Origin of the sequence: Vibrio sp. RM-69-4, from assembly GCF_024743775.1 — a bacterium.
Taxonomy (GTDB): Bacteria; Pseudomonadota; Gammaproteobacteria; order Enterobacterales; family Vibrionaceae; genus Vibrio; species Vibrio anguillarum.
Window position 1 is genome coordinate 95,109 of sequence record NZ_JAMQXI010000070.1, and the last position, 12,341, is coordinate 107,449.

A 12,341-nucleotide genomic window follows, 5' to 3' on the forward strand; every position below is an offset into this window, starting at 1 on the left:
CGGCCGCCCAAGGGCGACCGCATGAATGGATGTTGAAAATTAACAGCCCGGACCGCAGTCCATGCAATGCTTTATCATCTCAGGACCTAAATGCAGTTTAGCGTTTAGATCACGCAGCGCGGTGCGCACGCCTTCTTCAATTACGGGGTGATAAAAAGGCATATCCAACATCTGTGAAATCGTCATCTGATTTTGATGTGCCCACGCCAGTAAATGAGCCAAGTGCTCCGCATTCGGCCCCATCATTTCAGCGCCTAAAAATCGTCCTGTTCCTTGTTCGCCATACACATGCAATAACCCTTTATTGCGCAGCATGACGCGTGAACGGCCTTGATTTTCAAACGACACAGTACCGATAGCAAAACAGCCACAATTTCCCAAACGAGTGGTTAGCTGTTTGTAGGATTCACCGACCATCGCAATTTGTGGGTCTGAAAAAACCGCTGAGATAGAAGAACGACGAAGCCCGGCGCGAATATCTGGGTAGCGGCCAGCGTTATCCCCTGCAATACGACCTTGATCGGCTGCTTCATGAAGCAGTGGCAGTTGATTACTGGCATCACCAGCAATGAAAATACTGTCTACAGAGGTTTGCAGCGTATAGTGATCGGCCGTTGGTACGCCGCGCGCATCAAGGGCTACATCGGTATTTTCAATTGCCAATTTATCTACATTCGGGCGACGACCGGTTGCCGCCAACACATAGTCAACGACAAATGTCTCGAGCTGCCCTTCACGGTTGATGAATTGGATTTCAACTTTGTCGTTTTGGCCTGTTGGAGAAGCAATGCGTTTCATGCTTTCCACTTTAACGTCAGCGTCTAAATAGAATTCTTCCTTAAACGTTTTATCAGCGTAAGCCATTACATCAGGGTCGGTTAATGGGCCAACTTGTCCACCAATGCCGAACAGCTTCACTTTTACCCCTAAGCGATGTAAGGCTTGACCTAGTTCTAGGCCAATAACTCCCGGGCCAAATACGGCAACAGATTCCGGTAAGTCGTCCCACTCAAATAGGTCATCATTAATGATTAAGCGATCGCCAAGTTCATGCCATACCGCGGGGTAGGCTGGGCGAGAACCGGTAGCAATCACGATCCGCTTGGCGCTGATTTGGGTATGGTTGTCAACTTGCAGGGTGTGGTTGTCGATAAATTGGGCGTAGCCTGAGATTTTGTCTTCAGCGGGGATCTCCTCAACGCCTTCAAGCACAAATCCGACAAAGCGGTCACGTTCACGTTTTACCCGCGCCATCACTTCATGCCCATTAATGACAATTTCACCTTGAGGATGAACACCAAAAGCAGGAGCTTTGTGGATGTGATGGACGCTTTCAGCGGCCGCAATCAGTAACTTAGATGGCATGCAGCCGACGCGAGCGCATGTGGTTCCGTATGGGCCACCTTCGATCATGACGACACTAGTCGTATGTGCTTTTGCTGCACGATAAGCGCCGAGTCCTGCGGTCCCACCACCAATAATGGCTACATCAACGTTTAACTGTTTCATCATCGCTTTCTCTAAATTTGGAATGTGAATAGTCGATGGCAACATTTAATAATGCTGTCATTGAGTCTAAATGAGGAGGATGCCCTAGGAAGATTTTCCTAGGGCAGGCGTGATTAGCCCAGGTAAGCTTCTAGCTCTTCGCTGCCGCCGATGTGTTTACCACCAACGAAAACTTGCGGAACGGTGGTACGGCCTGTGATAGCTCGTAAGCTCACTGTGGTTGCATCTTTACCCAATACCACTTCTTCATATTGAAGACCGTGGTCAATCAAGAGTTGTTTTGCTTTAGTACAGAATGGGCAACCTGGTTTAGTAAATACGGTAACCGATTCTTGTGTTTTATAGTTAGGTGCAATGTATTTCAGCATAGTGTCAGCATCTGATACTTTGAACGGGTCACCCGGTTCATCAGCTTCGATAAACATTTTTTCGATGATGCCATCTTTGACTAGCATGCTGTAACGCCATGAACGTTTGCCAAAACCGATTTGGCTTTTATCAACTAACATACCCATGCCGTCAGTAAATTCGCCATTGCCATCAGGAATGAAAGTAATATTCTCTGCTTCTTGGTCTGCTTTCCAAGCATTCATCACAAAGGTATCGTTCACCGAAACACATAGGATGTCATCAACGCCATGCTCTTTAAACACCGGGTACAGTTCGTTGTAACGCGGCAAGTGGCTTGATGAACAGGTTGGGGTGAAGGCACCTGGCAAGCTAAATACGATAACGGTTTTACCTTTGAATAATTGATCTGTTGTGAGATTAACCCAAGCATCACCTTGACGAGTAGGGAAAGTGACTTGTGGTACCGCTTGGCCTTCTTTAGATACTAACATTCTATTTTCCTTGTGATTTTCTAAGTTAGGTTATGATTTTAAGAGCCGCTGCTCTCATTTGTTGAAGCCATTATGGAAGAAAACCTTTGATAGCTCCAATCGTTTGATGCTATGGTTTTGATAGGTGGATTCTATTGAGATTGAAGATGAACATTCGTGATTTTGAGTACTTAGTATCATTAGCTGAACATAAACATTTTCGTAAAGCAGCAGAAGCTTGTTTTGTGAGCCAGCCAACACTCAGTGGCCAGATCCGCAAACTGGAGGATGAGCTGGGAACGGTATTATTAGAGCGCAGCAGTCGCAGAGTATTGTTCACCGATTCGGGCCTGCAATTGGTCGATCAGGCCAAGCGTATTTTAAGTGAAATCAAAACCTTCAGAGATATGGCCAGCGGCCAGGGTGGCTCGATGAGTGGTCCTATCCATATTGGGTTCATTCCCACTTTAGGCCCCTACCTTTTGCCGCGTATTGTGCCTTTTTTAAAAGAGCAATTTCCTGAACTGGAGCTCTATTTACACGAAGCGCAAACCCAACAGCTTGTGCGCCAGTTAGAAGATGGCAAACTCGATTGTTTAGTGTTGGCCTCCGTTGCGGAAACGGCTCATTTTAAAGAGATTGATCTGTATGACGAAGCATTGAGTATTGCCGTGCCTAGTGGGCATGAATGGGCTGCAAAAAGTGAAGTAAGTATGTTGGATTTGAAAGGGCGAACGGTATTGGCTTTAGGTGACGGTCATTGCTTACGCGATCAAGCCTTAGGCTTCTGTTTTGCGGCAGGCGCAAAAGATGACGAACGTTTTAAAGCGACCAGCTTAGAGACGCTGCGTAATATGGTCGCAGCGGGTGGAGGAATTACCCTGTTACCTGAGCTCTCTTTACCAGATGTCAAAGAGAAGGATGGTGTTTGTTACCTTAAAGCGGTCAACCCGCAGCCTTCACGCCGCTTAGTATTAGCTTATCGGCCGGGATCGCCATTGAGGCAGCGTTTTGAGCAGTTGGCTCACGCAATCAAAACAAAGCTAAATGAGAAATAAAAAAAGAGGCTAAATTTAGCCTCTTTTTACTGAGCTTTAGAACAGCTCTTCACCTGTAGGTGAAGAGTAGATGTTGTCAGAGACACTCTCTGCGACGTACTCGGTTGGCTCTGTACCTTGAATGAAGTATTCAAACATCGAACTTGAGTCAAACTTAGTGGTTAATAAGCCAGTATCGATATCGATTCTAACCCGCACAATATTCGCTGGAATGGGTTTGTCTTGCGCTGGCACATCGACCAGTACTTGACGCATAAAATCAATCCAAGCGGGTTGCGCCGTTTTCGCGCCAGCTTCCGCACCGGATACACCGTCGTCATCTACGTTGCTGTTTTCAGTGGTCTTACCTAAGTTACGGTTATGATCATCAAATCCGACCCAAGCAATAGCGACCATGCCCGGTGCATAACCGTTGTACCACGCATCTTTGGAGTCATTGGTCGTTCCTGTTTTACCACCAATATCACGACGCCCCAGCTTTTGTGCACGCCAGCCTGTACCATTCCAACCCGTTCCTTCACGCCAATTTCCGCCACCCCAAATATTGCTGTACATCATCTCTCGGACAAGAAATGCGTTTTGTTCGGAAATTACTTGTGGAGCATAGTGCGATGCAACATCTTGTTCATCGAACTCATTTGTGTCTGGGGTGCATTGCTGTTGGCAAACGACTTTTGGTGTGGCTTGATACTCAAGTTTGCCAAAGGGATCTTCAACTTTGCTGATGTAATAGGGTTCAACATAATAGCCGCCATTGGCAAACACGGAATAGCCTTGCGCCATCTTAACCGGCGTTAAGCTTCCCGCACCTAAGGCAATGGTTTCTGAGCGTGGTACTTGGTCAATATCAAAACCAAAGCGAGTGAGATACTCACGTGTTTCATCCAGCCCAACAGCGCGTAGCACTCTCACCGCCATCACGTTTTTGGATTGAGCCAAGCCAACGCGAAGACGAGTTGGGCCAATATAAGTCGGTGGTGAGTTTTTAGGACGCCATGCTGTACCTTGGCTTTGGTCCCACTGGTTAATCGGCGCATCATTAATGAGCGTCGCTAAGGTCATGCCTTTATCGATGGCGGCAGAGTAGATAAAGGGTTTAATACTTGAGCCGACTTGACGCACCGATTGAGTCGCACGGTTAAATTTATTGTGCACAAAGTTAAAGCCGCCAACCAGCGCCAGTACCGCACCATTTTCTGGGTTCATGGCAACAAAGGCAGTGTTGGCATTGGGTACTTGGCTTAAGTACCACTGTGGTACTTCGTCGGTGGTATGGTCATCACTGTATTCAGCACGATTACGAACCCAAATTTGTTCACCAGCGGCGATGATTTCCGTCGCTGTACTCGGAACCGGTCCTTGTCGAGAATCAGTTAAGAAACGGCGAGCCCAGTTCATGCCTTGCCATTCAATGGTCTGCAATCCTTGATTTTTCACCCAAACCGTAGCCGATTGGCTGCTTACGTGGGTAACGACGGCTGGTAATAAATCTCCATAAGTCGGTTCATTATTTAAGTGCTCGGCCAGTTGCTGTTCATTCAATGGCGTTTGGCCTTCTTTCCAAACTACTTTTTCAGCACCGCGATAGCCATGACGCTCATCATAGGCGAGTAGGTTATTGATTGCAGCTTTACTCGCGGCTTGCTGCTGTTTGGAATCTACCGTTGTGGTGACAATCATGCCAGAGGTATAGGCCGACTCTTCACCATAGCGCTCCACCATCCATGAACGGGCGATTTCTGCCACATAAGGTGCATTAAGTTCAATTTCAGCACCGTGGTATTTCGACATTAAGGGCTCAGAGCGGGCTTGCGTATATTGCGCTGGGGTTATGTATTTCTCATCAAGCATTCTCTGTAGCACCACGTTACGGCGGTTAGTCGCGCGATCTAGAGAATAGATAGGGTTCATGGTTGAAGGTGCTTTGGGAAGTCCTGCAATCAGGGCAATTTCACTCAGCGTTAAATCTTTGACTTCTTTTCCAAAATAAACTTGGGCTGCCGCTCCAATTCCATACGATCGGTAACCGAGATAAATTTTATTGAGATAAAGCTCTAGGATTTCTTTTTTCGTCAGCAATTGTTCGATATGAATAGCGATAAAAATCTCTTTGATTTTTCGCATGATCTTCTTCTCATTAGAGAGGTAGAAGTTACGAGCAAGCTGCTGAGTAATGGTACTTGCACCTTGTTTAGCGCTACCTGAGGCGATCACAGCGACCGCAGCACGAGTGATACCAATTGGGTCAAAACCATAGTGTTCGTAGAAGCGGCTATCTTCGGTGGCGATAATCGCTTCGATAAGTTCAGGCGGGATCTCTTCAATACGCAACGGAACTCGGCGCTTTTCTCCAAATTGGGCGATGAGCTTGCCATCTTGACTATAGACCTGCATCGGTGTCTGCAATTGTACATCACGTAAAGTCGCTACATCGGGGAGGTCTGGCTTCACGTAAAAATAGAAGCCAAATATCGTAGTGACTCCAAGAATAATGCAAATCAATGAAAGTAATAACAATCGCTTTATGAACTTCACCGGATAATCCCTGTTTAGTTAAGGCTGCCCTTATGCAAACCCTTGTACTCTAGGCTAAAAATTTAGCTCTAAAAATAAATTGTGGCTTATTTAACCTCAAAATAAGCAAATCGAGCTAAGCCTAAGCAGCGTTACTGGAGCTAAGCCGTATGGGTAAATCAATGGTTACGGGTATAGATATTGGCCACCATAGTATTAAAGCGGTGGTGTTAAAGCTAGCGGGTGATTCATATGCACTCGTCGGTTATAAAGAATTATTTATTACTGAGGACATATTCTCCGATAACCACACGCTGGATTATCAGAAAATTGTAAAGAAACTCAAAGAACTAAGAAAGGGTTTACCACTATTTAGTCACAAAGTCGCCATATCGGTACCGGACAATGCGGTAATAAGTAAGGTATTACAGATAGATAGTGACCTGCAGGCGCGTGAAAAAGAGTTTGCTATTTATCAGGCATTTTCTCATCAGTCACCGTTCCCGATAGAAGAACTGAGTCTCGATTTCGTCAAAGTGATGGAAAAAAGCGTAAGTCGCAGTAGCACCGTAAGTTATCAAGTTTACGCCACTCGTAAAGACGTCGTGGAAAGCCGTGCGTTAGCGGCTCAAAAAGCGGGCTTTTTACCGATCGCGGTTGATGTGCAAATACACAGTTTGTTAAACATTTGGCAGTTGGCGAGCAGGGCACAACATCGCAGCGATTGGATGCTCATGGATGTGGGCCATACCCAAACGGCGCTCTGTATTGATTTTACTGATAAAGCCCCTTTTCATAAAGAAATCCCTCTCGGTTGTCAGTGGTTGTCCCAAGACAGCGCGATGTCGGGCACCAATGCGGAATTAGCCGATAAAAACGAGCGCTTTGTGCATGAGTTGATCGAGCGACTTCAACGTCAGTTGCAGCTTTTCACCTCCGTCAATGGCGCGGGTAGTTTAGCAGGCATTTGGCTCTCAGGTGGTGGTGCAGATACTCCGATGTTGGCGCAAGAGATCTCGCGGCGTCTCAAGCTTGAGTGCGAAATTCTCGATCCCTTCCTTCTGTTTAACAATAAGTTAGCGAAACGCCAGCGAGGTAAGCAGTCTGGGCAGAGTTTTAGCACCGCGGCTGGCCTTGCACTGCGTGGTATTGAGTGGTTGGAGTCTTCTCATGTTGCATAGTATTAACTTACTGCCTTGGCGAGAGGAACAAAGAGCGGCGCATAAGCGTCGTTTTATGGGCTTGGTCGTCTTAGGTGTGATGAGCGCTGTTGGTATTCAATGGGGTATCGGTTTGTATTTCTCTGGGCAAGCGCAGCAGCAAGAGTCTCGTTTGGCTTATTTGAATCAATACATTCAGCAGCTTGATAAACAGATCAATGCATTAAAAATGACGGAACAAGAACACAAGGCACTATTAACTCGCTTGTCGGTCGTCGAGTCATTGCAAAGCCAACGCAATAAAACCACCGAGTTGATGAACCTGATGCCACAGCTTATGCCTGAAGGAGTCTACGTCGATAAGATCAAAATGAATGGTGAAGAAATTGAAATTACGGGCATCAGTGACAGCACTGCGCGTCTTGCGACCATGCTCGATAATTTTGAAAAATCAGCCTTACTTTCCGATGTCAACATGCACTCTATCGTGCACGGTAATAAGCGATTTGGTAAGGAGTTTCAGACATTTAAAGTGTCATTTATGTTTCATTCGCCGACACCACAGGGCTCTGTGCTAACCAAGATTCGGCCTACAGGAGCTGTCCATGACTAGTTTTCAAGATCTTGATATGGATGAAATGGCTGAATGGCCGTTGCTGCCTCAACTGCTGGTTATTTTGGTGTTGATGCTGATTATTCAAGGCGTTGGCGCGTGGTTCTACCTGATGCCTCAAAATGAGCAATTGCAGAACTTAAAACAGCAAGAAGAGGTGCTGAAATCGACCTTACGGATTAAGGCCAGCAAAGCCGCCACCTTACCCCAGTTGCAGGCTCAACTGGATGAATTAACCGAACGTTATGATTTTTTATTACGCCAATTACCCGTGCAAAAAGAGCTCGCAAGCATGCTGGCGTCGGTCAATGAACTAGGGCTAGATAACGCGTTAACCTTTACACGTATTGATTGGGGAGAAAAACAGAATAAAGAGTTTCTGTATCGTTTGCCGCTTAATATCGAATTAACTGGTAATTACCACGACATTGGTGATTTCTCAGAGGCGATCGCGAAATTGCCTCGCATTATTAATTTCGATGATGTTGATTGGCAACGGGTTAGTCAGGAAAGCAGCACGTTGCATTTTAGGGTGCGCGCTTATACCTATCAATTCAAGCAAGAGGTGGACGATGAAAAACAATGATCTGCTGCTGATGGTGCTGTTTAGTACCAGTGTATTGGTTGGTTGTAAGGCGAATCAAGATTCATTGAAGGTTTATGTGGAGCAGGTCGAGGGGCAAGCACGTAAAGAAGTCTCCAAATTAAAACCCATTATTCAATTTGAAGTTGCTCATTATGCGCAACATGAATCCCGCGAACCTTTTGTGCTGCCTAAAGAAGCGATTGTACAAAATCAGCCTGTAGTGAAGGCAGACTGCTGGCAACCTCCGGCTCGCAGTAAAAATGGCCAGCTAGAGCGCTATCCGCTTAATCAACTGCGATTAAAAGGCGTGATGAGTAGCGGGGGCGCGGTATCGGCATTAGTGCAAACGCCCCAAGGCAAGGTCGTCAACGTGAAAGCGGGACAATATTTAGGTTTGAATCACGGCAAAGTTACTCGAGTTGATTCCAATTACCTGCTGATCAATGAAACCTTGCCAGACGGCTTAGGTTGTTGGAATCAACGTAACGTCAAATTGGCTCTGAAATAGAATTTGAATTTAGAGAAATCACTATGATTAAAGGACTACAGACACAAATGACTATGGTATTTCGGAGCCTCTTATTTGGCTTATTATTGAGTGTGGCAGGGCTAAGTGTGGCGGCAGAAACGACGCAGACCAACGAGCTTAAAGGCATTGATTTTCGAGTCAATAAAAACAAAGACGCTGTATTGATTGTTGAACTCGCATCACCTTCGACAGTAGTTAATGTGCAGAAAGTGGCTGACGGTTTACAAATTGAACTGCTTAAGACGGATGTCTCCAATGAGAAACTGTATGTCTTGGACGTCAAAGATTTTGCAACCGTTGTTGAGAGTATCGAGGTATTGCGCAAAGAGCCAAGTACACAGTTACTGGCGACCATTCATGGCGAGTTTAAGTATGATTACAGCTTGAAAGGGAAATACCTTGAGGTGGTGATTGGCAAACTGAAAGAACAAGAAAAACCTAAGCCGAAGAGCATTCTTGAGAAAGAGGGCAAGCTTATCTCGATTAACTTTCAAGATATTCCTGTGCGAAATGTTTTGCAGCTTATCGCAGATTATAACGCGTTTAACCTAGTCGTCTCAGATTCGGTCACTGGTAACCTGACGCTACGGCTTGATGGCGTGCCTTGGCAGCAAGTGCTCGATATCATTTTGCAAGTCAAGGGATTAGATAAGCGTGTTGACGGCAATGTGATTTTAGTCGCACCTAAAGAAGAGTTGGATTTACGTGAAAAGCAGCAGCTTGAAAAGGCACGTTTGGCTGAAGAGTTGGGCGATCTACGTTCTGAAATCATCAAAATTAATTTTGCTAAGGCGTCTGATATTGCGCAGATGATTGGCGGTGAAGGGGCGGTCAGCATGTTGTCTGAGCGAGGTTCCATCAGTATCGACGAGCGAACCAACTCACTGCTGATCCGTGAATTGGCTGAGAATATTGTGGTGATACGCCAAATTGTTGAATCGCTCGATATCCCGGTCAAACAGGTACAGATTGAAGCGCGCATTGTTACGGTCAACGAAGGTAATTTGGATGAACTTGGCGTACGCTGGGGCTTTACTTCGACCAATGGCAACAACACCGCAGGCGGAAGTATTGAAAGTAATTTATTCCAAGTGGGCAAGTTGGGGGAAAGCACATTGCCCGTTGATGACTTCCTTAACGTAAACTTAGCGGCGACCTCCGCTAACGCCTCAAGTATTGCCTTCCAAGTGGCTAAGTTGGGGTCGGATATGTTGTTGGATTTAGAGCTTTCAGCGCTACAACGTGAGTCGAAAGCGGAGATCATTTCCAGCCCTCGTTTGATCACGACCAACAAGAAACCCGCTTATATCGAGCAGGGTACGGAGATCCCTTATTTGGAGTCTTCTTCCAGCGGGGCAACGACAGTCGCCTTCAAAAAAGCGGTGCTGAGTTTAAAAGTGACGCCACAGATAACGCCGGATAATCGTTTAGTGTTAGATCTCAGTGTCACTCAAGACCGGCCTGGGGATATTGTAAAAACAGGGACGGGAGAAGCGGTTGCAATTAATACTCAGCGTATTGGCACTCAAGTATTGGTCAATAATGGAGAAACCGTAGTCCTTGGTGGAATATTCCAACATAGCGTCAACAATACGGTGGATAAGGTGCCATTGCTTGGTGATTTGCCATTACTTGGTGCATTGTTCCGCCGTTCCTATGAGCAAGTGGGTAAAAGTGAGCTGCTGATTTTCGTGACACCGAAAGTCGTCATTCAATAACTTACGGCTGATATTGCGATTGGTTAAAAAATAAAGTTGCATTAGTGGCACCATATCTAGATAATTTCGGGTCTTATCACGAATCATCTGTGAGGAATAGGTGCCACGAGCGTCTTAACGGTCAGTATTATACTGGCTAATCTTGTGGCGATGTCATTGAATTAACGTTGTAAATTACTGCTAAACATGGCTGAGAAACGCAATATTTTCCTTGTTGGCCCAATGGGCGCCGGCAAAAGTACAATTGGTAGACATCTTGCTCAACAACTGCATATGGAGTTTTTAGACTCAGATACAGTCATTGAAGAGCGTACAGGCGCAGATATCGCATGGGTATTTGACGTCGAAGGTGAAGAGGGCTTCCGTAAACGTGAGGAAGCTGTAATTAATGACCTAACCGAGAAACAAGGTATTGTACTCGCAACAGGCGGTGGTTCTGTTAAGAGTAAAGAAAACCGTAATCGTTTATCTGCTCGTGGTATTGTGGTCTACCTTGAAACGACGATTGAAAAACAACTTGCACGCACGAACCGTGACAAAAAACGGCCATTGCTTCAAACAGACAATCCACGTGAAGTCTTAGAATGCTTGGCTGATGAACGTAACGATCTTTACGCTGAGATCGCTGATTTTACGGTTCGTACTGACGATCAAGGTGCAAAAGTGGTAGCCAACGAGATCGTAAAAATGCTAGAAGAACATTCCTAAGTTCTTTATTTTGGAGTGCAAACCATGGAACGGATTACGGTCAGTTTAGATGAGCGTAGCTACCCAATCTCAATTGGCGCCGGATTATTTAATGATCCGGCCCTCCTTTCTTTCTTATCGGCCAAACAAAAAGTCGTCGTCATCAGTAATGTGACGGTCGCGCCTTTGTACGCGGATAAAATCTTCGCCCTTCTTGCACCGCATGCTTGTAACGTCTCCTTGCTTGAACTGCCAGATGGCGAGCAGTACAAAACTTTAGATACATTTAACACGGTGATGAGTTACCTGCTGGAAGGTAATTACAGCCGTGATGTGGTGATCATCGCTTTAGGTGGTGGCGTGATTGGTGATTTAGTTGGATTCGCCGCAGCCTGTTATCAGCGCGGAGTCGATTTTATCCAAATACCGACCACGCTGCTTTCGCAAGTGGACTCCTCCGTTGGCGGTAAAACCGCAGTCAATCATGCTTTAGGTAAAAACATGATTGGTGCATTTTATCAGCCGAAAGCCGTCATCATTGATACTGAATGTTTGGCGACTTTACCTGCGCGAGAATTTGCCGCTGGTATGGCGGAAGTGATCAAATATGGCATCATTTACGATCATGATTTCTTTGTCTGGCTGGAAGAGAATCTCGATAAACTCTATGCCTTAGATGAGCAAGCGCTAAGTTATGCCATCGCTCGCTGCTGTCAAATTAAAGCCGATGTTGTCGCTCAAGATGAAAAAGAGTCGGGAATTCGCGCGTTGTTGAACCTAGGTCATACATTTGGTCATGCGATTGAAGCGCAGCTCGGGTATGGTAATTGGCTACACGGTGAAGCGGTTTCTGCCGGAACTGTGATGGCCGCTAAAACGGCGCAGTTACAAGGTTTAATTAACGATCAGCAAGTTGAGCGGATTGTTTCTATACTCAAAAGAGCAAATTTACCGATTCATACGCCCGAAAGCATGTCGTTTTCTGACTTTATGCAACACATGATGCGTGATAAAAAAGTGCTTTCAGGCGAACTACGTTTGGTGCTACCAACCAGTATTGGTACATCACAAGTAGTGAAAGGTGTACCCGAAGCGGTCATTGAACAAGCGATTGACTTCTGCCGCACCCTGTAAATCTTCATTGAT

Annotated in this window: 11 protein-coding genes; 8 read left to right on the forward strand and 3 right to left on the reverse strand. The window is 45.9% G+C overall.

The genetic code is table 11. The features are described 5' to 3' along the window. Window positions 1–39 precede the first annotated feature (39 nt). Both NB504_RS10880 and NB504_RS10885 read right to left on the reverse strand, forming a co-directional pair. Window positions 40–1,509 carry a dihydrolipoyl dehydrogenase gene (locus NB504_RS10880; protein WP_258428936.1) on the reverse strand — a complete coding sequence of 490 codons (1,470 nt, stop codon included), beginning with the start codon at window positions 1,507–1,509 and terminating at the stop codon, window positions 40–42. A gap of 113 nt (window positions 1,510–1,622) precedes the next feature. Next, window positions 1,623–2,351: a redoxin family protein gene (locus tag NB504_RS10885; RefSeq protein ID WP_013855882.1), complete on the reverse strand. Its 729-nt coding sequence runs from the start codon at window positions 2,349–2,351 to the stop codon at window positions 1,623–1,625. Between the two features lie 146 nt (window positions 2,352–2,497). Here NB504_RS10885 and oxyR point away from each other — a divergent pair, with 146 nt between their 5' ends. Beyond that, entirely contained in the window at window positions 2,498–3,388 is an 891-nt protein-coding gene (gene oxyR, locus NB504_RS10890; RefSeq protein WP_026027425.1) for a DNA-binding transcriptional regulator OxyR, read from the forward strand. Window positions 3,389–3,424: 36 nt separating this feature from the next. Here oxyR and NB504_RS10895 read toward each other — a convergent pair whose 3' ends face one another. Continuing rightward, entirely contained in the window at window positions 3,425–5,923 is a 2,499-nt protein-coding gene (locus NB504_RS10895) for a penicillin-binding protein 1A (protein ID WP_258428887.1), read from the reverse strand. Between the two features lie 149 nt (window positions 5,924–6,072). Between NB504_RS10895 and pilM the strand changes: the two genes are divergently transcribed. The 7 genes from pilM to aroB all read left to right on the forward strand — a co-directional run bounded on the left by pilM (window position 6,073) and on the right by aroB (window position 12,329). Then, entirely contained in the window at window positions 6,073–7,083 is a 1,011-nt protein-coding gene (gene pilM, locus NB504_RS10900; protein ID WP_208872058.1) for a type IV pilus assembly protein PilM, read from the forward strand. After that, window positions 7,073–7,675, forward strand: coding sequence for a PilN domain-containing protein (locus NB504_RS10905; RefSeq protein ID WP_017047271.1), 603 nt, complete (start codon window positions 7,073–7,075; stop codon window positions 7,673–7,675). The genes pilM and NB504_RS10905 overlap by 11 nt, the downstream gene beginning before the upstream one ends. Continuing rightward, window positions 7,668–8,261 (forward strand): type 4a pilus biogenesis protein PilO, encoded by a 594-nt coding sequence (locus NB504_RS10910; protein WP_013855887.1) that lies wholly within the window; start codon window positions 7,668–7,670, stop codon window positions 8,259–8,261. The genes NB504_RS10905 and NB504_RS10910 overlap by 8 nt, the downstream gene beginning before the upstream one ends. After that, window positions 8,248–8,769 carry a pilus assembly protein PilP gene (locus NB504_RS10915; RefSeq protein ID WP_258428890.1) on the forward strand — a complete coding sequence of 174 codons (522 nt, stop codon included), beginning with the start codon at window positions 8,248–8,250 and terminating at the stop codon, window positions 8,767–8,769. The genes NB504_RS10910 and NB504_RS10915 overlap by 14 nt, the downstream gene beginning before the upstream one ends. Before the next feature lie 23 nt (window positions 8,770–8,792). Beyond that, complete coding sequence (locus tag NB504_RS10920) at window positions 8,793–10,508, forward strand: type IV pilus secretin PilQ (protein ID WP_013855889.1); 1,716 nt, start codon at window positions 8,793–8,795, stop codon at window positions 10,506–10,508. Between the two features lie 186 nt (window positions 10,509–10,694). Then, entirely contained in the window at window positions 10,695–11,216 is a 522-nt protein-coding gene (gene aroK / locus NB504_RS10925) for a shikimate kinase AroK (RefSeq protein WP_010317691.1), read from the forward strand. Window positions 11,217–11,240: 24 nt separating this feature from the next. Then, window positions 11,241–12,329, forward strand: a complete 1,089-nt coding sequence (gene aroB, locus NB504_RS10930) for a 3-dehydroquinate synthase (RefSeq protein WP_026027426.1) — start codon at window positions 11,241–11,243, stop codon at window positions 12,327–12,329. Window positions 12,330–12,341 lie beyond the last annotated feature (12 nt).

Bases quoted from the DNA above. Each gene is read 5' to 3' on its own strand.
- NB504_RS10880 (WP_258428936.1), bottom strand. From the start codon at position 1,509: ATGAAACAGTTAAACGTTGATGTAGCCATTATTGGTGGTGGGACCGCA.
- NB504_RS10885 (WP_013855882.1), bottom strand. From the start codon at position 2,351: ATGTTAGTATCTAAAGAAGGCCAAGCGGTACCACAAGTCACTTTCCCT.
- oxyR (WP_026027425.1), top strand. From the start codon at position 2,498: ATGAACATTCGTGATTTTGAGTACTTAGTATCATTAGCTGAACATAAA.
- pilM (WP_208872058.1), top strand. From the start codon at position 6,073: ATGGGTAAATCAATGGTTACGGGTATAGATATTGGCCACCATAGTATT.
- NB504_RS10905 (WP_017047271.1), top strand. From the start codon at position 7,073: ATGTTGCATAGTATTAACTTACTGCCTTGGCGAGAGGAACAAAGAGCG.
- NB504_RS10910 (WP_013855887.1), top strand. From the start codon at position 7,668: ATGACTAGTTTTCAAGATCTTGATATGGATGAAATGGCTGAATGGCCG.
- NB504_RS10915 (WP_258428890.1), top strand. From the start codon at position 8,248: ATGAAAAACAATGATCTGCTGCTGATGGTGCTGTTTAGTACCAGTGTA.
- NB504_RS10920 (WP_013855889.1), top strand. From the start codon at position 8,793: ATGATTAAAGGACTACAGACACAAATGACTATGGTATTTCGGAGCCTC.
- aroK (WP_010317691.1), top strand. From the start codon at position 10,695: ATGGCTGAGAAACGCAATATTTTCCTTGTTGGCCCAATGGGCGCCGGC.
- aroB (WP_026027426.1), top strand. From the start codon at position 11,241: ATGGAACGGATTACGGTCAGTTTAGATGAGCGTAGCTACCCAATCTCA.